The sequence below is a fragment of the Collimonas sp. OK607 genome (genome assembly GCF_900111995.1).
GTDB lineage: Bacteria > Pseudomonadota > Gammaproteobacteria > Burkholderiales > Burkholderiaceae_D > Collimonas.
Genome location: NZ_FOKF01000009.1, coordinates 24,760 through 50,007, shown reverse-complemented (window position 1 = coordinate 50,007; position 25,248 = coordinate 24,760). Strand labels below are relative to the sequence as shown.

Below are 25,248 nucleotides of genomic sequence, written 5' to 3'. Positions count from 1 at the left end.
CTAACTCAACTTATTGCTATCAGATCTACAAACTACGAATGACGTTGGCACGTAAATCTTAAAGATGGCCTTCGTCTACCAGGAACAAACGCCTGTGTTCACGTATCGCATAGCGGTCGGTCATGCCTGCGATGTAATCGGCAATCGCGCGCGCTTGCTGTTGCGTGCCGGGCTGGCCGAGCTGATAGTCGGGCGGCAGCAGATTCGGCTCGGCGCTAAAACATGCATACAATTCCGCAACGATGCGGCGCGCCTTGGCGGTCATGCGGTTGACCAGATAATGGCGGTACAGGTTTTCGCGCAGGAAGCGTTTCAGCAAAGCGGCTTGCTGCGCCATGCCATCGGAAAATGCGATCAGGGGCGGCGCGTTACGTACATCGTCGACGCTTTGCAGGCGTGCATCCAGGATGCGTTGCCGGGAGGTCTGAATCAGGTCGGTGATCAAGGCATTGATCATGCGCCGCACCGTTTCATTGATCGCGCGGCGCCCGCTCAGCCCAGGGTACAGCAACTCGACCTGGCGGCTGTGCGTGGCATAGAACTCAATCTGGTTCATCTGCTCCAGCGTCAGCAAGCCTGAACGCAAACCGTCGTCGACATCGTGGTTGTTATAAGCAATCTCATCTGCCAGATTGGCGACTTGCGCTTCCAGCGTCGGTTGCTTGCGCTGAATGAAGCGTTCGCCGATATCGCCCAGTTTCTTGGCATTGGCCAGCGAACAATGCTTCAGGATGCCCTCGCGGGTTTCGAACATCAGGTTCAAGCCGTCAAACGCACCGTAGCGCTGTTCCAGCTGATCGACCACGCGCAGACTTTGCAAATTATGTTCGAAGCCGCCGTGGCCTTCCATGCAGTCGTTCAAGGCATCCTGGCCGGCATGGCCGAATGGCGTGTGCCCCAGATCGTGGGCCAGTGAAATGGCTTCCACCAGGTCTTCGTTCAACTGCAGGTTGCGCGCAATCGAACGGGCGATTTGCGCTACTTCGATGCTGTGCGTCAAGCGCGTGCGGAACAGGTCTCCCTCGTGGTTGACGAATACCTGGGTCTTGTATTCCAGCCGGCGGAATGCGGTGCAGTGGATGATGCGGTCGCGGTCACGCTGAAACTCACTGCGTGCGCTAGGAGGAGCTTCCTCGAACAAACGTCCTCGCGACAACGCAGAATGTGCGGCATAGGGTGCGAGGGACGTTTCCTGGTTCATCGTGGCATGTCTCCGGAGGCTAGTTGCTGAATTGTCGCCAGCAGGGCATCTTGCGGTGCAGTGGTGATCAGATGGCCGCCCAAGGGTTTCATTAAAATGAACTTGATCTGGCCGTCTTCGTTCTTCTTATCGATCTGCATCAGTTCCAGCCAACGCTGGGTGCCCAGGTTGGGCGCCTCGGTCGGCAAGCCGGCGGCGCGTACCAGTGCGCAAACCCGTTCCTTGTCGATGGCGCTGATGTGGCCGAGCCTGTGCGACAGATCCGCCGCCATCACCATGCCGCAACCGACCGCTTCGCCATGCAGCCATTTACCGTAGCCCAGACCGGATTCAATCGCGTGGCCGAAGGTGTGGCCAAAATTCAGGATGGCGCGCAAACCGCCCTCGCGCTCATCTTGCCTGACCACGTCGGCCTTCAGCTCGCAGGAACGGCGGATGGCGTAAGCCAAGGCGACGTTATCGCGCGCCATCAGCGCGTCGATGTTGTCCTCTATCCATTTGAAAAAAGCGGCGTCGATCACGGCGCCGTATTTAATCACCTCTGCCAGCCCGGCCGACAGCTCGCGCTCCGGCAGGGTATGCAAGGTCATGGTATCGGCGATCACAGCTTGCGGCTGATAAAAAGCGCCGATCATGTTTTTGCCGAGCGGATGATTGATGCCGGTTTTCCCGCCCACGGAAGAATCGACCTGGGCCAGCAGCGTAGTCGGGATTTGTACGAATGGCACACCGCGCATGTAGGCCGAAGCAGCGAAACCGGTAAGATCGCCGATCACCCCGCCGCCCAGGGCGATCAGGGTGGTCTTGCGATCGCATTTTGCGCTCAGCAAGCGATCGAAAATCTGCATCAGGCTGGCCCAGTTCTTTTCTTCTTCGCCGTCCGGCAACACGATTTCCAGCACGTTCTTGCCGGCGTCTTTCAACGCCTGGCTAAAGCCTTGCAAATACAACGGCGCGACGGTGGTGTTGGTCACCACGGCGACATGCTTGCCTGTAATCAGGCGGGCGATGCGCTCGCGGTCGGTCAACAGCGACGGTCCGATCTCGATCGGGTAGCTGCGTTCGCCCAGTTCTACCTGGAGTGTGATGGTTGGCGCTGGGGCCGGAAAGGTTGACGGCTGATTCATAGAAAAATTTGATGGAATAGGGGCGCTGGCGCTAGCCTGGCTAAATGTATCGACTTGCGATTCTTGCTCAAGCTCGTCTGGCAACTGGTTTGGCAACAACTCCAACTGGCTCAAAATGCTGTGCACAAGGAATTGTACGTTAGGTCGGCCAGTGTCGATGATAATGTCGGCGACATCGCGATAGTATGGTTCCCTCTGCCGTGACAATTCTTCCAGGCGTCGGCGCGGATCGGCGGTTTGCAATAGCGGCCGGTTTTTATCGCGGCTGGTACGCTGCAGGATGTTATGGATGCTGGCACGCAGGTAAATCACGGTGCCGCGGCTTTTGAGATATTCGCGATTTTCGGGACGCATGACGGCCCCGCCACCAGTGGCCAGCACAATGCCACGCCGGCCGCTGAGGTCGCGTATCACCTCCGTCTCGCGCTGACGGAAGCTCTCTTCGCCTTCTATTTCGAAAATCAAAGGAATCGAGACACCAGTACGCGCCTCGATTTCGTGATCCGAATCAATGAATAGCTTGTTGAGTTTTTTTGCCAGGGCGCGGCCAACCGTAGTCTTGCCCGCGCCCATCAGGCCTACCAGAAAGATATTGCCTGTGTACCGCACCATTTCACCACTCAACCTTTTGCTCAAAATGCAGGCACCGGCGTCTAACCGATGCCTTCTGTGCAATTACTGCCCAGAAATCCGGTCGATGACGATCTTCGGTGTCAGGAAAATTAATAATTCAGTTCGTTTGTTAACAATTGCCGTTTGTTTGAAAAGATAACCCAGAACCGGAATATCTCCAAGCAGTGGCACTTTATTAACATCATTTGAAATTGTCTGGGTATAGATCCCGCCAATCACGACCGTGCCGCCATTTTCAACCTGTACCTGGGTCTGGACATGCTTGGTATTGATCGAAACACCGCCAGGAACAACCACACCTACACTGTCATTGGTCACATCTACTGTCAAAATGACATTGCCGTCCGGGGTGATCTGCGGGGTCACTTCCAGCTTCAGGTTAGCCTTCTTGAACTCTACGGAGGTAGCGCCGCTGCTGGTGGCATTTTGGTAAGGAATTTCAGTACCTTGTTCAATCAGGGCTTTTTGCTGATCCGCCGTGACTACACGCGGGCTGGAGATAATCTTGCCCTTGCCATCTGCTTCCAGTGCCGACAGCTCCAGGCTGATGAATTTCGAGGCAGCCGAATTAAACAGAGTCAGCGCCACCGAACCAGCTGTACCAGTACTAGGATTGGCCGGTAAATTCACTGAATTCCCTGACGTCAGGGGAACTGTGCCAGTAGTTGTCGCCGTATTTTGTGTGCCTCCGGAGGAGACATTCTTGCTATTGAAGCCAAATCCAAGCTTGGCGCCAAGGTTACGGCTGAAGCCATCATTCGCTTCGACCATACGTGCCTCGATCAAGACTTGCCGCGAGGCGACATCGATTTTCTGAATCAGATTACGGATGTTCTGCAAGGTGGTCGGCGTATCGGTCACGAACAACTGATTGGTGCGAGGGTCGATCACAGCACTGCCGCGGCTCGACAAGATGGAATTCTTCTTCTTGCCTGCGCCACCACCACCGGCATCATCGATCCCGAATACTTTCTTGAAGGCTTCGGCTTTCTGATAATTCAGCTGGAATGACTCGGTGCGCAGTGGCTCCAGTTCGGCAATTTGCGAGCGCTGCTCAAGCTCCAGCTTTTCCTTGGTCAATAATTCGTCCTTCGGCGCGATCCAGATGACTGAACCGTTTTTACGCATATCCAGGCCCTTGGCTTGCATCACGATATCCAATGCCTGATCCCAGGGAACGTCTTTCAAGCGCAAGGTCAGGTTGCCGCCGACGGTATCGCTGGTAATGATGTTCAGACCGGTAAAATCGGCAATTACCTGCAACACCGAACGCACTTCCACGTTCTGGAAATTCAGGGACAGCTTGTCGCCGTGATAGCCTTGCGTACCTTGCGCCAGCTTGTTCGGATCTTCTTTGAGCGGCTTGACTTCAATCACCAGCTGGCTGTCGCTTTGATAAGCGCTTTGTTCCCACAGGCCTTTCGGCTCGATGATCATGCGCACATTTTCACCCTGCGTCACGGTCGTGATGGTCTTGACCGGCGTGCCGAAATCACCGACATCGAGCTTACGGCGCAAAACATCCGGCAAACTGGTCTTCAGGAAATCCACCACGATCGTCTGGCCTTGCTGGCGCACATCGACGCCAACCTGCGTGTTAGGCAAATCAATCACAACCCGGCCTTCACCAGCAGTGCCGCGACGGAAATCGATATCGCGCAGTGCCGGTTTGCCGTTTAACAAAGGTGCAGCTGCTGGCGCTGCGGCTGCGGCTCCCGCTACGACTGCTGCAGCTGGACGAACCGGCATGCCGACAGCATTGACCGGTGTTGCCAGGCCGCCGGAACCGTCGATGGTGACGATCAAGGCATTGCCGTCCATTGCAGTGGCATACGACAACGAACGTTTCAGGTTGAATACCAAACGCGAGCGATCGTCAGCTTGCGCCACCACCACGTTGCGCACATCACCCATACTGATGTCTTGCGAGGTTTTGCCGGTGGCGTTACCGACGCCGACAAAATCGAAAGCAATGCGGGCTGGACTTATCACGGAAAACGCCGTTGGCTGTGCGCTCAAAGGGCGTTTGAAATTAATCTTGACGATGACGTTGGCGCCTTGCTGATTGGCGCTGATCGATGTAATGGCATTATCTTCGGCAGCCATTACCGATGCTCCGGTTACCAGCAAACACACCAGCGCAACAAACATCAATACCTTCTGTCGCATCACGCTCAGCCGGCTTACGCTCAGGTTAACGAATTTTTTTCCTGCTGCAATCATTTTGTGCTCTCCTGCAACGCTAACTTGGCTTCGCGTTCGACCCATTCGCCGGACGCATCTTGTACGATTTCTTTCAAAATTACTTCGGACTCAGTGATCTTGGTAACCATGCCGAAATTCTGCCCCACGTAATTCCCCACCTTGGTTTGGAACACGGTCTTGTCGACTTGCAGCAAGCCATAGCTCAAACCCACCTTTTGCAACGTTCCGACCATCTTGATCGTATCCAGCGGATAGTTTTCCAGCGTTTCGCGGCGGCGATCCAGGTTTGGTTTCAAGCCGGTTGAGTTACCGCGCAATTTGGCCAGCGCCACCAGCAACTTGTTGGGGTTATATGGATCGACGCTGGTCGCGCCGGTATACGTGAAAGGAATAAATTTCTTCGGCTCGGTCAGCTTAGGAATCCCGACCTTGGTATGGCTCTTGACGTCGGCCATCCATTCTTTCAGTTCCGGCACACCGCTGTCGCCGCAACCTGACAAAGTTGAGATGAATACGACAAAAAATGTCACCTGGGTCAGACGCCCAATGCGAAAAAACGTCATTTTTGACCTTTCTGCTTTGCTGAATCGGTGGCCTTGCGCTGCGCTACCACTTCGTCCTTATCCAGATACCGGAAGGTCTTGGCAATCGCATCCAGGCTCAGCGTACCGTCCTTGCCGGTTGCCAGGCTCATATTATTCAAGGTCACGATGCGCGGCAGGTTGGCGATGTCGCTGGCGAACGAGCCGACATCGTGATAATTACCGGTTACCTTGATATTGATCGGCAATTCGGCGTAGTAATTCTTCACTACCACCTGGCCTGGCTTGAACAATTCAAACTGCAGCCCGCGTCCCAGGCCGGCCTGGTTGATATCGGACAGCAATGCATCCATCTCCGCCTTGCTAGGCAATTGCTTTTCCAGGGTGGCGACGTAATCGGCTACCTGCAGCTTTTGCTTTTGCAATGCGTCCAGATTGATGGCTTGCTGGACCTTCGACTTGTACTGGTCTTTCAGCTGCACTTCCTGCTGTTGGCCCGCGTTGAGCTCATCGTTCTGATCGCTCCAGTAAAGAAACCACCCCGCCACCAGCACCAGCAGGAATACCCCGATGCCGGATAAAACACGAGGAACTATCGGCCATTGGCCCGGATGGCGGCCGTTCAATCCACGAAACTGCGCGCTCAGCGAGGCGCCCAAATTATTCAGATCCGTCATTTGGCGTCTTTCAAAGTTGCTTTTGGTGCAGCCGCAGTGCCGCCAGCGGCCGCAGTAGCTGCCCCGGCTGCCGCAGTTTTCGGCGTCGCAGCGGTATCTTTAGCGTCCTTGTCAGACGGTCGTTTGATGCCGACATTGACGGTGAACGCGAACACATGCTTGCTGTCGCGGCCGGTACCGATATTGGCAGAACGAATCTCGATCAGGTCAGGACGCTCCAGCCACGCCGAGTTGTTGCCCAAATTGCGCAGCAATTCGGACACCCGCTCATTCGACTGCGCATAACCATTCAGCGCCACCCGCTGACCATCCTGCTTGAAGGAATTCAGATAAACGCCTTCCGGTACCTGCTTGACCAGTTCATCCATCAGATACACAGGCTGATTGCGATCGCTCTGCAGATCTTCCACGGCTTGCTGGCGCGCCTTCAATGCCTCGATTTCCTGCTTGAGAGTGGCAACTTCCGCGATTTCACCGTCAAGACGTTTGTTTTCGGCGGTAATGAAATTGTTGCGCTGAGTCTGGTTGGCAATACTGTTGGCGATAAATGCGCCGACCACCAGCACCGTTACCAGACCGACAACCGCAGATAATGCCAACATGGCGAAGTAAGCATTCTTGCGCTGTTTGCGCTTGGCTTCGCGGTGCGGCAGTAAGTTAATCTTGATCATCAGCCAAACCTCCGCATCGCCAGACCGCAGGCAACCAGATAAGACGGTGCATCCATGCGCAATTGTTTTTCTCTCACGTTCGGCCCCAGTTGCATGCCGGTAAACGGACTGACCACCGAGGTGGAAATCTTGGCCCGTCCTGCTACCACCTCAACCAGGCCGGGGATAGTGGCGCAGCCGCCGGCCAGGAACAGTTGGTCGAGGCGGGTGTACGGCGTCGAAGTAAAGAAGAACTGGATCGCCCGCGTGACTTCCAGCGCAGCGCTCTCCAGGAACGGGTTGAGGACCTCCTGCTGATAGCCTTCAGGCAGTTCACCAGTGCGTTTTTTGGTATCCGCCTCTTCATACGACAGGCCATAGGCACGCACGATGTCTTGCGTTAGCTGATTGCCTCCAAATGGCTGTTCGCGTTCATAAATCAGCTGGCCGTCCAGCAAAGCCGATACGTGCGTGGTTTGCGTGCCGATTTGAAACAGGCCGACAATCTGTCCTTGCCCGGCTTTCGGCAATTGTCCGATGATGCGGTTAATCGCCGCACGCGCAGCGTAGGACTCGATGTCCATCACGGTAGGCTTGAGACCAGCCGCCTCGGCCACCGCCACGCGGTCCTCGACCTTTTCCTTACGGGTAGCAGCCAGCAGCACTTCAACGTCGTCCGGCGAATGCTGTGCAGGCCCGATAACGTCAAAATCAAGGCTCACTTCATCCAGCGCAAACGGAATATATTGGCTGGCTTCGGATTCGACCTGCATCTCAAGCTCTTCTTCCAGCATACCGCTGGCCAGAATGATCTTTTTGGTAATCACCGATGCCGGCGGCATGCCTAACGCCACCAGCTTGGTGCCGGAGCCGCTTTTTTTCCACAGTCGCCGCACTACTTCCGTGACTTGCTCGATATTTTCAATGTTGCCATCCACCACAGCGCCGCGCGGCAATGGTTCCGAAGCGAAGCGGTCAAGACGCAATTGATCCTTGCCCGTCTCCGACAGCTCAACCAGCCTGACGCCCGACGTACTAATATCAATCCCCACCAGAGGCGGGTTCTTTTTACCGATCAGCGATCCAAGATCTAATGCCAAGAGCATTTCTCCCGAGTATGTATTATTTGGGGAACATTCTGCCTGCAAGGCGATCCCATTAGCGGGATTCCGTCTCGAAGTTAGGAAAAACCTGTAAAACAGGGCTTACAGCAATGTTAAATTTTATAAGGTGAAATCGTAGCAATAAGAGTGCGGTGCTGTAAAGAAATTTCCACATGGCAATTGTTTAAGTAACACTAAAATAGACGCCGCAGCGACTCCACTCAACCTAATTTGTTTTTCACCGACAATTTCTGTCTGAATTTCACAACGCAGTTTGCTGTTCATCAAGAACGCATGATGCAGAGCAAGTTTTGAGCCAAGTGTCCATCGGGAGATAATTCAAAGCCAATTCAAGGACAATTCAATAACAGTTCAGCGTATTACCTAACGAGCGCCAGACGCTGTGCCGCTATAATGCGTGGCATCCATCTTTCATAAAACACATCGCATGACGCCTCCAGACACAGCCAGCGACACCACGCAAACCACTCCCCTTTCGCGCCGTCGCTTGCCGCTGTTACTGCGGTTGGTACTTGGATTTTTCGGGATTATTGTCGGTTTGCTTGTTATCGGCTGCCTCACTTTTTTCCTGATGCTGGCGATGGCCTACCCGAACTTGCCGGAGCTGGATTCGCTGACCGATTACAAACCCAAGATTCCATTGCGGATTTTCTCGGCCGACGGCGTCCTGATCGGCGAATTCGGTGAAGAGCGGCGCAGCCTGGTGCGCATCAACGAGATACCCGATGTGATGAAGAAGGCCGTGCTGGCGATTGAAGACGATCGTTTTTACCAGCATGGCGGGGTCGACTACCAAGGCATCCTGCGCGCCAGTTTTTCCAACCTGACCGGCGGCGGCGGCGGCGCCAGTACGATCACGCAGCAGGTTGCCCGCAATTTTTTCCTGACCAGCAACGAACCGACCTTCTTCCAGAAAGCGTCGCGTAAATTTCTCTATGAAATTCCGCTGGCATGGAAGATCGAGCGCAACCTGACCAAAGACCAGATTCTTGAGGTCTACATGAATCAGATTTATCTGGGCCAGCGTGCTTACGGTTTTGCTTCGGCAGCGCAAATCTATTTCGGCAAGAAACTGCAAGACATCACCACCGCTGAAGCCGCGATGCTGGCCGGTTTGCCGAAAGCGCCGTCCGCCAACAATCCGGTCGTCAATCCGAAACGGGCGACTGTGCGCCAGCAATATATCTTGCTGCGCATGCTGCAGCTGGGCTACATCACCGCCGCGCAGTACGAACAAGCCAAGAACGAAACCCTGCACATCAAGAGCGGCGCCAGCGAGTTTGGCATCCATGCCGAATTCGTCGCTGAAATGGCGCGCCAGCTGGTCTACGAGCAATTCAAGGAAAACACCTATACGCGTGGCCTCAACGTGTTCACCACCATTACCAAGGCCGACCAGGACGCGGCGTATATAGCGCTGCGCCGCGGCGTCATGGATTATGAGAAGCGACGCGGCTATCGCGGCCCGGAAGGCTATATGGACATCCCTGACGGCACCAAGGAAGAAGCCGAAGACGCGATCGAAGTAGAACTGGCAGACCATCCCGACAGCGATGAAATCGTGGCGGCGGTGGTACTGGAGGCGACCCCGAAACTGGTCCGTGCATTACTGTCGTCCGGCCAGGAAATCAGTATCAGCGGCGCCGGCCTGGGCATCGCCACCAATTTGCTGAGCGACAAAGCGCCGCCGCAACGTAAAGTCAAACGCGGCGCCATCATCCGCGTCATGCTGGAAGGAAAAAACTGGAGCATCACGCAGATGCCGGCGGTGGAATCGGCTTTCGTTGCCGCTGACACCAAGGACGGCGCCATCCGCGCCTTGATAGGCGGCTTCGACTTCAACCGCAACAAATTCAATCACGTCACGCAAGCCTGGCGCCAGCCGGGTTCGTCATTCAAACCATTTATTTATTCCGCCTCGCTGGAAAAAGGCTTGTCGCCGGCTACCATCATCAACGATGCACCGCTTACTTACGGCGGCGGCCAGACCGGTGGCCAGATCTGGCAGCCGAAGAACTATGGCAACAAGTACGAAGGTCCGATGAGCATGCGCAAGGCGCTGACCAAATCGAAGAACGTGGTCTCGGTGCGAATCCTGGATAAGATCGGTGCCAAATACGGGCAGGAATATGTGACGCGTTTTGGCTTTGATGCTGACAAAAATCCGCCATACCTGACACTGGCACTGGGTGCAGGCGCAGTGACGCCGCTGCAAATGGTTGGCGGTTACGCAGTCTTTGCCAACGGTGGCTATAAAGTCAGCCCCTACATCATCAGCAAGATTACCGATGCCGATGGCAATGTCTTGTCGCAAGTCCATCCGGAGCTCGCTGGCGACGAAGCCAATCGCATCATCGATCCGCGCAATGCCTTCATGATGGACAGCATGATGCGCGACGTCGTGCGCTACGGCACCGCTGTCAAGGCGCTGTCGCTCAACCGTACCGATCTGGCCGGCAAGACCGGCACCACCAACGACTCGCTGGATGCCTGGTTTGCCGGTTATCAGCCGTCGCTGGTGGCAGTCGGCTGGATGGGTTACGACCAGCCGCGCAGCCTGGGTGACAAGGAAACCGGGGGCGGCCTGGCGTTGCCGATCTGGATCAGCTTCATGCAACAGGCGTTGAAGGGCGTACCGATGGAAGACCGCGTGGTGCCGGAAGGCATGGTGCATTCGGGCGGCGAATATTATTACGCCGAATACCCGCCGGGCATCGCTACCCAAAGCCTTGGTGGCGGCACTACGGCGCCGACGGAAGAAGAAAAAGCCAGGGACGAGGTCAAGAACGAATTATTCTGATGTGGAGTGGGCACATTTGTGATTTGTGCCCACCCTGCGTTTTAATTCGAATACAAATCCAGCAAGCGCCGGGTATAGATTTCAATATTCTCCGGCAAGCTCACATCCAGCGTGCGCAGCAATGTCTGCGCGTTGCGCCGATAATCATCGATCTGTGCGTCGTGCGTCGCAAATGCGCGCAGCACGGCCTGGCCGCCGGCGAACGAATCGAAGTCCGGATAATAGTAGCCGTAGTCCTTGATGAATTCCGAATTGTGGATCAACGGATAAGCACCGTACAAGGCTTCGTAGTACAGGTAATTCTGGCCGTTTTCCCAGTGGTGCGAAATGATGCAGTCGCCATAGCTGGCCATGAATTCATACACCGCAAAGCGTCCTTCAAATGATGCCAGGCCGTGATTCACGACATCGAGCGTACGCGCAAACTGTGAGAATTTCAGGTGCTCTTTCAAATGCAAGGTATTGCAGACACGCAGGTTTTCCAGGAACGCCGGCTGCGCGCGATACGCTTCTTCACAGGCCAGCATCGGCAGCAGCGAAGTTTTCACCATGCAGACATTCGGTTCGAAACTGCACACCCGCCAGCGCGGTTTGCCGGGCTGATAGCCGTAGCTGAGGTGGTCTGGCAAAGTGGCTATGCCTTTGGCGAAAAACAGCGGCGTCCACAAATGCGGCACGATATGCACCGGCGCCCGCGCAGTAAGGCTAAAGTAGTCCTTGCAGCTGCGCAGATACTCTGGCAAGGTCCACACCGCGTCGTACGGCTTATTGCTGCACAGACCGCCATGCGGTTTGTTGAATATTGCGCGCTCGATGTCAATCACGTAGTCGTTACCGACTCGCATCCAGGCGTAACGTCCGCCGCGCTCGCGAAACTTTCTTACCCAGTCGTCGTTCAGCTGAGCACTCATTTCGATCACGACATCCAGCGTCTCCATGGCCTGCTCCAGGCCGATCATGTCGATGCCCAGATCGCCCATCATCATGGCGTCGTTGACCTGGTCGGGCGAGCCGTCCAGCACCAGCACCGCGCGTTCTACCGCCGGCGACTGGTTGAATAACTGCACCAGGAATGCGCAATTCTGGAAGATGCCGTTTTCCCAGATCGATTGCGCCCCGCCCCGCACAAACAGGGTGACGCCTACGCGCAATTTACGTTGTGGCAGCAAATGGCTCATACCTGGCCCTCCACGGTGTGCTGCAGTCTTTTCACAAATGCTTCCACGTTCTCGGGGAGTAGCGGATCGAGCGTGCCCAGGTAAGCCTTGGCAGCCTTTTTATAATCATCCCAGAACTCCGGTTCCTGGCGCCAGGCATCGAGCAAAGCGTGACCGCCGGCGCTGGCTTCGAAATCCGGATAGTAGATACCGACACCGCCTTCCTTCAGATATGCCGAATTATGTATCAGCGGATAACCGCCATAGAGCGCATCGTAGTACAGATAATTCAGGCCACACTCCCACTGGTGCGAGACCACCGCATCCATCTTCTGCTGCGCCATGCACTCGACAAATGCTACGCGCGGCTCGTAGGTGGCCTTATGCTGCTGCGTCAGATCGAGGTTGATGGCGAAACGATTGAAAGTCGGATGTTCCTTCATATGCATCGTGTTCATTACCATCATCGTGCTCACCGAACGTTGATCCAGGCGGTAAGCCTGTTCACAGACCAGCATCGGAACAAAGCAGCTTTTGACGACAGAGATATTCGGCTCAAAAATCGCCGTGCGCCAACCCGGCCGTTCAGCACCGGTCCTGGCTTGATAACCGAAGTGATGACCGTCTTTCTGGACCTGGTCGATCTGGCCCTGGATAAACAGCGGCGACCAGATGTGCGGCACGGCGAACACGGGAACCCGCGACACGGTGCGCAACAGCGGGCCGCTGCTTTTCATGTGATGCGGCAGCGTCCATATTTCGTGCCATGGCGTACCGTTGAAAATCTGGCCGCTTGCGCCCTCGAATATCGGCGCTTCGGCATTGTCAGCATAGGTATGGCCAACAAAGAAAGTGATGATCTTGACGCCCAACGCACGTACGTGACGCAACCACTCCAGCGGTAGCTGCGCACCCATTTCGATCACGACATCCAGCTCGTATGTCACCTCGTCGGGCCTCACCAGCGGCACATCGAGACCGTTCAGCCCCATCCCCTCAGGCATATGGTCAATGGCACCGCCATTCAGTAAAAACACGCGGCCGACTTGCGGGCTTTGCTGCAACAACAGCACCAGAAACGCCAGGTTCTGGTTAAGTCCGTTGGACCAAAGCTGCGCCCCGTCGACTGGGAAGATCGAGATACCTACATTGATTTTTTTCATGGATCACGAAAGATTGAAAATCATTTTTTACACTATTGCCTGTTGCAGCAATGTCGCCAATAAACGCTCGTACTCCGCCGTAACTTGTGCGCAGCCCGGCAGATAACGGCTTAGCGCTTGCCGCTGGTGCGCCAGATAGTCTTGCCAACTGCCGTCGTGCGTGACCAGCACTTCGAGCAGTCTTCTACAGCCGTCCTGCACATCATTTCCTTCGTAGTAGTAACCGAGATCGCTGCACATATGAGCGTTATGCACTAACGGGTAACCTTGCCAGCAGACGTCGAAATAAAAATAATTCAGCGCATTCTCTATCTGATGAGAAATCACCACATCGGTCATCTGGCTCAGGAACTGAGGCGTATCGAAGCGTCCCAGAAACACCGCCTTGTGCTGACGGACGATATCCAGCTGGTTCATTACCGCAACAAATTCCTTGCTCTCGCGCGCCAGGCGATCGGCATTCGTGACCTGCAAGATGTCGATGTCTTGCGGCTGCTGCCGGTAAGCTTCTTCCGCAATGAATACCGGATACATGCAGAATTTCACGATATCGTTATTCGGCTCCATCACGGTTAGCCGCCTGGGGCCGGAGCGCGGGCGATATTCACCTTGATGCTCAAAATCGCGGCTGCGCTGATTGACGAAAATCGGGTCCCATACAAACGGCACTACCTGCGCCGGCCGGCGGCGCAAAGTCTCGAAATAAGATTGACTGGTATTCGCTACCTGGGGCACCATCCAGATAGCGTCGTAACGCTGATTGACGAACAGATTGTAGCCCCACATCGGCCGGTCGAATAATACCGATTGCATGACGTTCACGTACTCAACCCCGCAGCAGTACGATATCAAGCGGCATCCGTGCGTTTTCAAATAGGCGGTCTGACCGGCATCGACCTGACCGCCCAGTTCAATCAGCACATCCAGGTTATCCTTGGCCTGCCCGAAGGTCACCGTCGGCCAGCGTGCCTGGTCCCACGGCAAAGCCGCGGTGATGGCAATCGCAGTGGTGTTCACCAGATGTACTGACGCCACGCTCGGGCATTGTTTTAAAGCCTCGGCCAGGTACACGGCATTTTGCTTGATGCCGTTAGTCCATAGCGATTCGTTTTCCTGGTGCAAACCGATAGTGATGCCGATACGCAAACCGCCGATTGAAGAACTCATGTCTTGGATTCAAATCTAAAGTAAGGGATGCATTGCCTCTATTATTTGCGCGTCACTTATGTGCCGGCGCAGGCGTCGCCATGTTTGTCTGCTCGGTCCAGTTGTATTGCACATAGCGCCGGATAATCAGGCAACCCGGCGGTGAGTCCACCAGCGAGACCGAACCGCCCGGCTCGGCAGGCGACACATACACCGTGAAAGTCGGCAGCAGCGGTGTCGCGTTATATCCTTTCAACTCGGTGTCGGCAATACTCTTGCATGAATACGGCGCGATGGAAATGCGCTCGGCGGCAACCGAACAAGCGCCGCCACCCTGCGGCACGGCAGTGATCGATACCGCCGCCGACGCACCGGCATATTCGATGCCGGTCAGCGAAAAGAAAGGGCCGCGATCAGGATGCGCACGGTCCCAATCGACCAGCACATCGTGCGCCCCGGTGCCATTGATGGCAAGCGCTGACAAACGCGTAATCGCTAGCTGGCACTGTTTGATGCCGACGCTGCGCGCGGCTTCCGCCAACAGGTTTTTCGGTGCCGCGGCGGCAGCCTTGGCGCCAGGCAGGTCGGCCTTCATTTGCCCGTGTGCGACGGACATCATCCAGCATGAAAGGACAAAACAGAGCAATACCCGTAGCCATGGCCGCGGGTATCCGCTTGACGTGCCTGATGCAGTTAAACCAATTGAATTGCCTTGTTCGATTGTTTCAAAAATATGTGGTGCAAACTTCATCAGCTAGTTCCGTTTTAAATTGAGTGGTACGTCACGTCCGGAATCCTAGGTGACCGGCGCAGCCTCCGGCACGACAGCAGGCTTGTCGTCAGGCGCTGCCGCAGGTTCGCCGACAGGCTCCGCAGCGGGAGCAGCGGGCGCTGAAGTCGACGGCACAACGACTGGCGTAACAACGGGTAACTCCGGTATCGGCGCGGTTGCCGACGGCACTGGCGCAGGCTCGACATCAGGGGCGCCAGGTGCTGACGGGTTCGGCACCGGCAATTCCGATGTCGGCGTTGCCGGCGCCTGATCTGCGACAGGATTTGCGGGCTCCGGCAACGCCGGCGATACAGATTCCATTACAGGTAATTCGGTTTTTGGCGTGGTAGCTGCGGGCTCCGTAGGAGGAGTTACTGGTGCCGCAACTGCAGGCTCCGCTGCAGGAGTTGCTGGCGTCGTAGCTACAGGCTCCGCAGCAGGAATTGCTGGCGTCGTGACTACGGGCCCCGCAGCTGGAATTGTTGCTGGTGTCGGTGTCGTAGCGGCGGGCTCAACAGCAGGAGCAACCGGCGCAGCTGGTGCCGGCGTCACTGGAGTACCTGCTTTGGCAGCGGCTGCTTCTTGCTCGCGCTTGATCTGGGCCACCAAAATTTTTTCACACTCTTCTTCGCTGTCGCATGGAAAGATGAAGGTTTTCCCCTCCCACCAGCCACGCATTTCGTAAGTGCCATTCTCGATTCTTCTGCCCTTGCCGCTGTTCAGCATCTCCTGATATTGTGGATGCGCCGGCGGAAACGTCATGATCCCGTAGCCCAGTTGGCGACCGCGATGCCACATTCCGCTATAAACCGAGCCGTCCGAAAAATTGGCCTTGCCCTCACCCTCCGGCAAGGAATCGATAAACATCCCGTCATAACGATTGCCAGGTTCTTCGACACCGACAGTATGGCCTCGTATTTTTCCCTGCTCCATGGTGCCGGTCAGTTCCGCCATCTGCTTATTGTCGTTAAGCCAGCGTACGGTGCCCGGACCTTGCGCAAAATTATTTTCGCAGCGCCCGCTCCAACGGGCTGTGACGCCACTCGCAATCTCTCCGGGGTTCCAGACTTTACAGCCGTTGGTGGTATCCGCGGCCCAGTGCGTAGGCGCCGCAGCCGCGCCGTTGTTGACTGAATTACTCAACGGGTTGTTCTGGATAACCGCACCAGCCACGCCGGAAGCATTGACGGCACCTGCCAGTTCGATTGTGGTCAGGAATACGCTGGTCAAAAAGATGGCGCTCACCCGGCGCCACCGTCGATAGCCGCCTGACTTGCCGCCGCCGCAGGCAGATCCCCAAACACCTGGTTCTTCCGAATCCCTGACCGAATCCCTCATTATTATCATCGTGTTCATTGGTCGCTATCGATAGTTGAGAAGCGTTGAACAACTTTTCTTGATGCAGTTCTTGCGAACGTTGAAATCAAGCCCGTGGTACAGCTGGCGAACGAACGTATCAAAACAACATTGCATTGTTCATATCTTACGACAAACGCACCTTGAGAAATCTCTGGATTCACTGCGTCGGCAAGAAAAATTTACAGCGCTATCGCTACGCCGCCCTGGGAGCTGATCATCGCCGACAAGGCGGTAAAGAACTCTGAACCGTCGCGTGTATTGACCCAGATATCGCCTTTTTGCTTGTAGTGAAAGCCGCCTGATTTTGCAGCAATCCACAACTCCTGCATCGGCGCCTGGCTGTTGACGATAATCTTGCTGCCATTATCGACGAACTCGATCTCCAGCACATTACCGCTGCGGCTGCACTCTACGTCCAGATCGGTATTATCCGCCGCCTGCTCCAGCGCCGTCTCGATCTTGCCCAACGCAGCCTCTGCCGCGGCCAGGAATTCTGATTCTGTCATGCTACACTCCAATCCGTTTCGTTAAACTGTGATTCTAATCCGTGAAACCCATTTTTGATTTGTCGCGCATCACCATGATCGCCATGATTCCGCTTACGCTCAGTCTGGCGGCATGCGGCCAAAAAGGCCCGCTGTTCATGCCGGCCAAGCTACCGCCGCCTGTCGTCAGAACGGCGCCGGCGCCTGCCCAGCCAAATGTTGCTCCTGAGACATCTGGCGAATCCGCCGATCCAGCGTCAGCGGCGCAACCGAAAACCATAGTCACTCCAACAACACCTGCACCCAAATAAGCTGCCCTATGTCGTATTTTTCATACAAGAATGGCGTCCTGCACGCTGAAAACGTCGCGCTTAGCGCTATTTCGCAGCAATTTGGCAGCCCCACTTACGTCTACTCCAAAGCCGCACTGGTCGCCAATTTTTCAGCTTACGCCGATGCTTGCAAACAACATAGCCGCGAACCGGATGGCACGCTGATTTGTTATTCGGTCAAATCCAATTCCAACCTGGCCGTGCTGCAATTGCTGAGCCAGCTCGGTTCTGGTTTCGATATCGTCTCGGGAGGCGAATTATTGCGTGTAATCGCTGCCGGTGGCGATCCCGCCAAGGTAATTTTTTCCGGCGTCGGTAAATCACGTGAAGAAATGCGCCTGGCCTTGTCGCATGACATTCTTTGCTTCAACGTTGAGTCCATCCCCGAACTGCATCGCCTGAATGAGGTTGCCGGCGCCATGGGCAAGCGCGCTGCCATTTCGCTCCGCGTCAATCCCAACGTCGACGCCAAAACCCATCCTTACATCTCGACTGGCCTCAAGGAAAACAAATTCGGGGTGGCGTATGAAGATGCCCTGTCCTGCTACCGGACCGCTGCCGCGCTACCGCATATCGATGTGGCCGGGATTGATTGCCACATCGGGTCGCAGTTGCTGGACGACGCCCCCATGCTGGAAGCATTGGACAAATTGATTGAACTGATCGACCAGCTGGCGAGCGAAGGCATCGACTTGCACCACCTGGATATCGGTGGCGGCATCGGCATTACCTACGACGACGAAAAGCCGGTTGCCATCGGCGATTACCTGGGCCGCTTGTTTGCCCGTATCGACGCCTGGCGCCAACAAAAATACCAAGGCGTGCCGATCAAGGTGATGTTTGAACCGGGCCGTTCAATTGTCGGCAATGCCGGCATTCTGCTCACAGAGGTCCAGTACCTGAAACATTCGGAAGCGAAGAATTTTGCGGTGGTCGATGCCGCCATGAATGACTTGATGCGGCCAGCAATGTACCAAGCCTGGCATGGCGTGCAGACTGTCGCCCAACGGGATACTGCTGCGCAGGTTTATGACGTGGTCGGCCCGGTATGCGAATCCGGCGACTGGCTGGCGCGCTCCCGTTCGCTGGCGATCGAGGCAGGTGATTTACTGGCGCTGATGTCAGCCGGCGCTTACGGCATGACGATGGCTTCCAACTACAACACGCGCGGCCGCGCCGCTGAAGTAATGGTGGACGGCGCGCAAGTGCACCTGATCCGTCAACGCGAGAATCCAGCTGATCTGTTTGCCCTGGAATCACTCATATCGCCGTAACCAAAGAAACAGGAAGACCATGCGACAGCTCTTGTTCACTGCCATATCTTCCTGCTTTCTGATCCAGGCCGCACATGCCAACCATCCGTTGGCGACCGATGACACCGGCACCCAGGATAGCGGCAACCAGCAAGTCGAACTGAACACCGACTGGCTGCGACAGAATGACGTTCACAGCCATGTAATGAATTTCACGTACAGCTACGGCTTACTGAAAAATCTCGATATCTATGTCAATCCGCCGGTGACGCTCTCCAGTCCGTCCGGGATCAACGATATTGCGCTGGGCCTCAAATGGCGGTTGCTGGAAGATGGTGATTTCAGCCTGGGCCTGAAACCCGAAGTGACGTTCCCCAGCGGCGATCCCAACCAGGGATTGGGGCATGGCAGCGCCAGCGCTTCCCTGACGCTGATCGGAAGCTATCAGATCGACTCCTGGGCTTTCAACGGCAATCTTGCGGCCTATTACAATCGCTATCGTTTACTGAGCGACCAGCAAGCCAACCGGACCATGGTCTGGCGTGCCTCTGCCTCGGCGCTGTATTCACTCAATCCGAAATGGACCCTGGCGTTCGACAGCGGCATCGTCAGCAATACCGAACGCGCCAGCGACAGCAGCGGCGACAACCATGCCAGCAGTAATCCCGGTTATTTCCTGACCGGTGTGATGTATTCCCCGAATCCCAATCTTGATCTGGATGCGGGCGTCAAATTCGGTATCGGTTGTGGCGCCTGCGCGGCACAAACCCACCGTCAGCTTGGCATCGGCGTTACCTGGCGTTTCTGAGTTCCTGAACTCCGGCGCGTTGGCCGATGCGGCTGCGCAAAGCGAAAACCACCCGCACCAGCAGCAATGCTGCGACGATCGTGCCAAACAGAATCGGCTTTTCGAAATTATGCTTGCCGGCGCGCATCCACCAGAAATGCAGGATGCCCAGCATCGCGATTGCATACAGGCTACGATGCAGCCATTGCCAGCGTTTGCCGCCGAGGCGGCGGATCATGCCATTGGTGCTGGTCAGCGCCAGCGGTATCAGCAAGACGAAAGCGATGAAGCCGACTGTAATGAACGGCCGTTTGACTACGTCTTTGAACATCTCCGCAACGTCGAAGAAATGATCGAACCAGAGAAATGTCGTGAAATGCAAGCTGGCGTAAAAGAAGGCGAACAAACCCAGCATGCGCCGTAACTTGATGAGCCAGTTCCAGTTGGTGAAGCGTCGCAACGGCGTTACTGCCAAGGTGATGCAGAGGAAATAAAGCGTCCAGTCGCCGCTGCTGCGCGTGATGAATTCGATCGGGTTGGCGCCCAGCCGATCGGTAAAACCGAACAGCAGCAATCGCGCGGCCGGCAGCAAGGCCAGCGCAAACAGGGCTACTTTAAGGAACTTGAATTGTCTCGGGGTCGGATTGAACATGCTGCGCATTCCAGTTCTAGAAGTACGTCTTCAAGTCCATGCCCCTATACAGCGAGGCAACCTCGTTGTAGCCGTTGAACATCAAGGTCTTGCGCTTTTTGGTGAAGAAACCGTCTTCGCCGATGCGGCGTTCAGTCGCCTGCGACCAGCGCGGATGATCGACATCCGGATTCACATTCGAATAAAACCCATACTCGCGCGCCGCCGTAATATTCCATGCCGTCCGCGGCTGATCCTTGACGAAGCGAATCTTGACGATCGACTTGGCCGATTTGAAGCCGTATTTCCAGGGCAGCACCATACGCACCGGCGCCCCGCTTTGATTCGGCAATACCTGGCCATACATGCCCACCGTCAGCAACGCCAGCGGATGCATTGCCTCGTCCATGCGCAAGCCCTCGACGTACGGCCATTCCAGCACCGGACTGCGCAAACCCGGCATTTGGCGGTTGTCGGCGAGGGTTGTGAATTCAACGTATTTGGCGTTGCCGGTCGGCTCCACTTTCTTGATCAGCTCTGACAAGGAATAACCGATCCAGGGAATCACCATCGACCACCCTTCAACGCAGCGCAGCCGATAGATACGCTCTTCCAGCGGCGCCAGTTTCAGCAGGCTGTCTATATCCAGCGTCATCGGCTTCTTGACTTCACCTTCAATGGCTATCGTCCAGGGCCGTGTCTTGAGGCTACCGGCGTTTTCGGCGGGATCGGATTTTTCGGTGCCGAACTCGTAAAAATTATTGTAGGTGGTGGCGTCTTTATAGGGCGTCGCCTTGTCCATCACGACATAAGCCGGGTTGGCCTTTGCCGCGAGTTTCTGCCCGCTGCCCGCTTGAGCGAAGGCATCGCCGGTCGTCAGTTCCAGCAATGAACCCGCGCCGACTGCGCCTACGGCAATTTGCCTGATAAAGCTGCGGCGGGATTCGAATATTTCTTGCGGAGTAATTTCGGAAGCGAACGGCAAATCGATTCCATTGGGGCGACGATACAGCGACATGCGGCTCTCCTGTGAGGTAGATAGAACTAATCCCTTAGTCAATCAGGATGACGATTCCTTACAGAACCGCAGAAAAATCGCCGCAGTTTTTATCCGGCGATATTGATATGGTCGTGTAGCTCCGCCAATCGGGAAATGATTTTTGCCTGCGCGGGAAATTGCGCGTCAACCTGCTCGGGCTGCAACGCAAATACCTGCATGCCGGCAGCAACGCCGGCTTGCACGCCGGGCAGGCTATCTTCGACTACAGCGCAACGGGAAGGTTCGACGCCCATGGTTTTGGCGGCATGCAGGAACAGGTCCGGCGCCGGCTTCCACGAAGAGACTTCGTAGGCGCTGAAGATCCGGCCTTCGAAATAAGGCCACAGGCCGGTGACGCTAAGCGATACCTTAATCTGGTGCAACGGCCCGTTGGACGCCATGCAAAACGGCACCTTGAGGGATTTCACCAGCTCCAGCGCACCTTCGATCGGTTGCAGGCGCTGATGCAAAACGGGGGCGATGCGGTCGCGCAGGACCTTGGTGAAATCGGCTGGTAAAGCCCGGCCGAACATCTGTTCCAGTTCAGTCACGCAATCTGCCATCTTGCCGCCCTTGAAGCGCGACAGTGCTTCATCGGCTGACAACGGCATGCCCAATTCCGCCAGATAGGCGACCATCACATCGGTGGCGACAGTTTCGCTGTCAACCAACGTGCCGTCGCAATCGAAAATCACCAAATCCACTGGCACCATATCTGCGTCCGCTTTTGCCTTTACCATCGGATCACAGTTCTCCGTATGAATGCAGGCCCGACAGGAACATGTTGACGCCGAGGAAGGCAAACGTCGTCACCAGCAAGCCGATCAACGCCCACCATGCCCCGACCCGTCCGCGTAATCCCTTCATCAGGCGCATATGCAGCCACGCCGCGTAGTTGAGCCAGACGATCAGCGCCCAGGTTTCCTTCGGATCCCACGACCAGTAGCCGCCCCACGCTTCTGCTGCCCACAGCGCGCCGAGAATAGTGGCGATGGTGAAGAAGGTGAAGCCGACGGCGATCGCCTTGTACATCACATCGTCCAGCACTTCCAGCGTCGGCAGGCGATCAGCCAGGTAGCCATGCGATTTCAGCAGATACGCTACCGCCACCATCGCCGACAAGGCAAACGTGCCGTAGCCGATGAAGTTGGCCGGCACATGGATCTTCATCCACCAGCTTTGCAGCGCCGGCACCAGCGGCTGGATTTCAGCAGCGTCGCGCGACACCATGTACCACAGCAGGAATCCGACTGCGGCCGAGATCACCAGCAACACGAAAGCGCCGAGCTGGCGGGTACGATAGTGATGTTCGTAGTACAGGTAGAACAGGGCGGTAATCAGGCTGAACAAAACAAATACTTCGTACAGGTTGGAAATAGGGATATGACCGATGTCGGCACCGATCAGGTACGACTCGTACCAGCGCACCAGCATGCCGGTGAAGCCCATCACCACCGCAGCCCAGCACAGCTTGGAACCGATCGATGCGCCAAAATCGGAGCGCGTGATCAAGCCGCCCCAGAAGAACAAGGTCGAGAGGAAAAACAGCGTGCTCATCCACAGGATCGCGGACTGGCTGGAAAGCAGATACTTGAGGAAGAATTTCTGGTTCGACATATCCAGCACGCCGCCATACATGGCGATTGCCGACAGCGACAACACCGCCAGCAAAGCCATCAGCCAGCGCACCGATTTCCAGTGCCAGCCGAGCCAAGAGAAAGTCGGCGCAGCTAGCAGCAACACGCCTTTTTCGTAATAGTCCATGTGGCTGCCATAGCGGTTCAGGGCGAACAGCGAAGCGGCGAACAGCGCGATGGCAAACAGCCAGTCGATCGCGGACAGGCGCTTGATAAAGCTGGTAGGGGGGGAATACGTTTGCGTCAGTTCCATCATCATCTCCATATCGTTCCGCTACTGCGCCGGAGGCGCAACGGAGCGCTTGCTTTGCTCGTCTTGCAGCACGGCAATGAATCTATGCTTCCGTCTGCTTTAATTGTGTTTTCAACACTTCAAATTCTTTTTCAAAGTCCATCGTCTTACGCTGCGAACTCATTGCCATCAGCGCATGCGACTGGCCTTCTGCATCCTTGTCCGGGCGAATCCAGACCCACAACCTGCGCTCACGCACGTACAGCATCGAGAACACGCCCAGCACCAGTAACAGGCAACCCAGATACACTACCTTCTTGCCCGGTGAACGCGTGACCTGGAATACCGACGCCTTGATCTCGTCGAAACCGGTCATTTGCAGATATACAGGCGCATTATAGAAGCTTGCATCCGACAGTGCATTGGTACTCAATTGCAAGAAACGGGCGCGCTTTTCATCGGCTGGCAGATCCTTCAATCCGTCTTTCTCACGTGCAACCTGCCACAGATCCCACATGCTGCCGTTCAGGATCTTCATGAAAATATCTGCCGCCTTTTCCTGTTCCTGCGCAGGTACTTGTTCCAGGAATTTGGAAATCGCCATGTATCCAGCTCCACCTGCAGCCTCCTTGCCGTCGCCCGCAAACAAGGACAAACCACGCAGGGCCGATTGCTCCAGCTGGACGCGCAAGACGGCGATGCCTTCGCGGCTTTCAGGAATCGCGCGCTGCGCATAGCGATGTGCCGCTGCTGCACGCAATTCCGGATTCAACAGGGCCGCCCGCATGCGCATCCACTCTTGCACCGAATCGTCGTCATCGGCCGGAATCCGCAAATAACGGAACGGCTCGTCCGGTGTATCGCGCACCCCGGCCAGGAACACATAGGCATCGTCAACCTTGATCGATTGCATGTAGTTGCTGAACTCGCGGGCCTGGCCGGTCTTGTCGCGCAATTTGTATTGCACGCTAGGCCCGACATTCCTCAGGTCTTTCTTGTTGGCACTTTTTGCTGCGTTGCCAAGATGATTGCTCAAATCGTCGCTCAAGCGTTGATTGAGGCTCCTGGTTTTTGTCACTGCACGCAAATCGTCACCCGATTGCGCCATATTCTCTACGTTAAACGGGCGGAAACCAGACCATTCAATCGTATAGTCGGTATTACCGTTATTCGCTAATGCCGGGTTGGCTAACGGTGTGGTGCCGTTGACTTCGCCCGTCACCGGGAAGCTGGTTTCACTGCTGCCGGCCATCGGATAGGCCGTCAGCTTGAGTTTGCTGCCGCCGTCTTCGAAACTCGATTGATAGACCGCAATACCTTTGTAAATCAGAGGTTGGTTAACCTTGATGGTTGCCGGGAAAGTATGACCGTCGGCGTTATCCCGGATTACGACCTCGCTGGCGAACAGCTTCGGCATGCCGGTGCTATAAAAATCGATAATGAATTTTTTCAGCTGGATCGTGAACGGCAAGTCCTGGATCATCACGCCGTCTTTTTGCGGAATGATGGCGGTGCTGCTGGCGGAACCTTCCGGAATCAGGGTATTGCCGCGGAAAGTAGGATTGCCCAGTCCCAAACGATGTTCTTCCGGGATGTCAGCGATGATGCCGTTGCCGTTAAATGGCGTTTTGCCATAGAACCATTGCTGCGCGCGTATCGGCATGTCAGAGTCCAGCAAACCGCCGACGCAGATGATCACGATCGCGCTATGGGCGAAAATATAGCCCCATTTATTGGCGGCGCCTTGCTTGGCCGTAATCAGGGTGGCATTGTCTTTGGCCACCAGCTTGGTCTTGTAGCCTCTGGCGGCAATCCGTGCGACCAGCTGCTGCGTCAGCACGGCAGGCGCCGTAGCTGATGTCCACTCGGCCTTGTGATGGAAATTGCGCAACGATTGTTCGCGTACATTTTCGCGCCAGCTGCGCATGTCTTTCAACATCTTCGGTGCATTACGGGCGATGCATAACGAGGTCGAAATCACCAGGAATGTCATGATCAGCAAAAACCACCAGGACGAATACACGGCGTACAAACTCAGCTTGCCGAATACTTCAAACCAGAACGGACCAAACTGATTGACGTAGTTCGGCATGGGTTCGTTTTGCTTGAGCACCGTGCCGATCACAGAAGCGATAGCGATAATCGTCAGCAAGCTGATGGCGAACCGCATAGATGACAATAATTCAACTGCATCCGCCAGCCAGCGCCGGCTGGTTTTCAGCTGTATGCCTGCCGTCGTAATCTCGCCATCCTTGACTTCGTCGTTACTTTTGCTCATAGCCAATTCATCTTTTTG

22 protein-coding genes are annotated in these 25,248 nt (G+C 55.7%); 4 read left to right on the top strand and 18 right to left on the bottom strand.

Annotated elements, in window-relative coordinates; genetic code table 11:
• Positions 1–58: 58 nt before the first annotated feature.
• From BM029_RS08600 to BM029_RS08570, 7 genes are all read right to left on the bottom strand, one after another.
• The gene (locus BM029_RS08600; RefSeq protein WP_092434715.1) at positions 59–1,201 is read right to left on the bottom strand and encodes a deoxyguanosinetriphosphate triphosphohydrolase; all 1,143 of its coding nucleotides are present in this window, start codon (positions 1,199–1,201) and stop codon (positions 59–61) included.
• Positions 1,198–2,940, bottom strand: a complete 1,743-nt coding sequence (gene aroKB, locus BM029_RS08595; protein WP_092434712.1) for a bifunctional shikimate kinase/3-dehydroquinate synthase AroKB — start codon at positions 2,938–2,940, stop codon at positions 1,198–1,200. The genes BM029_RS08600 and aroKB overlap by 4 nt, the downstream gene beginning before the upstream one ends.
• Before the next feature lie 63 nt (positions 2,941–3,003).
• Positions 3,004–5,130 (bottom strand): type IV pilus secretin PilQ, encoded by a 2,127-nt coding sequence (gene pilQ / locus BM029_RS08590; protein WP_371329104.1) that lies wholly within the window; start codon positions 5,128–5,130, stop codon positions 3,004–3,006.
• Positions 5,131–5,180: 50 nt separating this feature from the next.
• A complete protein-coding gene (locus BM029_RS08585) occupies positions 5,181–5,729 on the bottom strand; it encodes a pilus assembly protein PilP (RefSeq protein WP_092434706.1) in 549 nt (182 codons plus the stop codon).
• Positions 5,726–6,385, bottom strand: coding sequence for a type IV pilus inner membrane component PilO (locus tag BM029_RS08580; RefSeq protein ID WP_092434703.1), 660 nt, complete (start codon positions 6,383–6,385; stop codon positions 5,726–5,728). The genes BM029_RS08585 and BM029_RS08580 overlap by 4 nt, the downstream gene beginning before the upstream one ends.
• A complete protein-coding gene (locus BM029_RS08575) occupies positions 6,382–7,056 on the bottom strand; it encodes a PilN domain-containing protein (RefSeq protein ID WP_092434700.1) in 675 nt (224 codons plus the stop codon). Before BM029_RS08575 ends, BM029_RS08580 begins: the two co-directional genes overlap by 4 nt.
• Entirely contained in the window at positions 7,056–8,135 is a 1,080-nt protein-coding gene (locus BM029_RS08570) for a pilus assembly protein PilM (RefSeq protein ID WP_244544970.1), read from the bottom strand. Before BM029_RS08570 ends, BM029_RS08575 begins: the two co-directional genes overlap by 1 nt.
• Positions 8,136–8,586: 451 nt before the next feature.
• Here BM029_RS08570 and BM029_RS08565 point away from each other — a divergent pair, with 451 nt between their 5' ends.
• Entirely contained in the window at positions 8,587–10,959 is a 2,373-nt protein-coding gene (locus BM029_RS08565) for a penicillin-binding protein 1A (protein ID WP_244544969.1), read from the top strand.
• 41 nt (positions 10,960–11,000) lie between these two features.
• On the opposite strand, the gene BM029_RS08560 is transcribed toward BM029_RS08565, so the two are convergent.
• From BM029_RS08560 to cyaY, 6 genes are all read right to left on the bottom strand, one after another.
• Complete coding sequence (locus tag BM029_RS08560) at positions 11,001–12,137, bottom strand: DUF2827 domain-containing protein (protein WP_092434694.1); 1,137 nt, start codon at positions 12,135–12,137, stop codon at positions 11,001–11,003.
• Entirely contained in the window at positions 12,134–13,279 is a 1,146-nt protein-coding gene (locus tag BM029_RS08555) for a DUF2827 domain-containing protein (RefSeq protein WP_092434691.1), read from the bottom strand. Before BM029_RS08555 ends, BM029_RS08560 begins: the two co-directional genes overlap by 4 nt.
• 27 nt (positions 13,280–13,306) lie before the next feature.
• Positions 13,307–14,446 carry a DUF2827 domain-containing protein gene (locus BM029_RS08550; RefSeq protein WP_092434688.1) on the bottom strand — a complete coding sequence of 380 codons (1,140 nt, stop codon included), beginning with the start codon at positions 14,444–14,446 and terminating at the stop codon, positions 13,307–13,309.
• A gap of 52 nt (positions 14,447–14,498) precedes the next feature.
• The gene (locus BM029_RS08545; protein WP_244544968.1) at positions 14,499–15,044 is read right to left on the bottom strand and encodes a hypothetical protein; all 546 of its coding nucleotides are present in this window, start codon (positions 15,042–15,044) and stop codon (positions 14,499–14,501) included.
• A 177-nt stretch (positions 15,045–15,221) separates the two neighbouring features.
• Positions 15,222–16,442 (bottom strand): MORN repeat-containing protein, encoded by a 1,221-nt coding sequence (locus BM029_RS08540; RefSeq protein ID WP_170851022.1) that lies wholly within the window; start codon positions 16,440–16,442, stop codon positions 15,222–15,224.
• A 293-nt stretch (positions 16,443–16,735) separates the two neighbouring features.
• Positions 16,736–17,062, bottom strand: a complete 327-nt coding sequence (cyaY, locus tag BM029_RS08535) for an iron donor protein CyaY (RefSeq protein WP_092414085.1) — start codon at positions 17,060–17,062, stop codon at positions 16,736–16,738.
• 41 nt (positions 17,063–17,103) lie between these two features.
• Here cyaY and BM029_RS08530 point away from each other — a divergent pair, with 41 nt between their 5' ends.
• Genes BM029_RS08530 through BM029_RS08520 form a run of 3 tightly spaced genes read left to right on the top strand, consistent with a single transcriptional unit; the run spans position 17,104 to position 19,434 of the window.
• Positions 17,104–17,352 (top strand): LPS translocon maturation chaperone LptM, encoded by a 249-nt coding sequence (locus BM029_RS08530; protein WP_092434682.1) that lies wholly within the window; start codon positions 17,104–17,106, stop codon positions 17,350–17,352.
• 8 nt (positions 17,353–17,360) lie between these two features.
• Positions 17,361–18,647: a diaminopimelate decarboxylase gene (lysA, locus tag BM029_RS08525; RefSeq protein ID WP_092434679.1), complete on the top strand. Its 1,287-nt coding sequence runs from the start codon at positions 17,361–17,363 to the stop codon at positions 18,645–18,647.
• A gap of 19 nt (positions 18,648–18,666) precedes the next feature.
• Positions 18,667–19,434, top strand: coding sequence for a transporter (locus BM029_RS08520; protein WP_092434676.1), 768 nt, complete (start codon positions 18,667–18,669; stop codon positions 19,432–19,434).
• Here BM029_RS08520 and BM029_RS08515 read toward each other — a convergent pair.
• The 5 genes from BM029_RS08515 to BM029_RS08495 all read right to left on the bottom strand — a co-directional run bounded on the left by BM029_RS08515 (position 19,418) and on the right by BM029_RS08495 (position 25,230).
• Positions 19,418–20,074: a protein-methionine-sulfoxide reductase heme-binding subunit MsrQ gene (locus BM029_RS08515; RefSeq protein ID WP_092434673.1), complete on the bottom strand. Its 657-nt coding sequence runs from the start codon at positions 20,072–20,074 to the stop codon at positions 19,418–19,420. The genes BM029_RS08520 and BM029_RS08515 overlap by 17 nt on opposite strands.
• Positions 20,075–20,081: 7 nt before the next feature.
• Entirely contained in the window at positions 20,082–21,062 is a 981-nt protein-coding gene (gene msrP / locus BM029_RS08510) for a protein-methionine-sulfoxide reductase catalytic subunit MsrP (protein ID WP_092434670.1), read from the bottom strand.
• An 89-nt stretch (positions 21,063–21,151) separates the two neighbouring features.
• Positions 21,152–21,823 (bottom strand): HAD family hydrolase, encoded by a 672-nt coding sequence (locus tag BM029_RS08505; protein ID WP_244544967.1) that lies wholly within the window; start codon positions 21,821–21,823, stop codon positions 21,152–21,154.
• 4 nt (positions 21,824–21,827) lie between these two features.
• Positions 21,828–22,973: a c-type cytochrome biogenesis protein CcsB gene (ccsB, locus tag BM029_RS08500; RefSeq protein ID WP_092434667.1), complete on the bottom strand. Its 1,146-nt coding sequence runs from the start codon at positions 22,971–22,973 to the stop codon at positions 21,828–21,830.
• Positions 22,974–23,055: 82 nt separating this feature from the next.
• Positions 23,056–25,230, bottom strand: coding sequence for a cytochrome c biogenesis protein ResB (locus BM029_RS08495; RefSeq protein WP_092434664.1), 2,175 nt, complete (start codon positions 25,228–25,230; stop codon positions 23,056–23,058).
• Positions 25,231–25,248 lie beyond the last annotated feature (18 nt).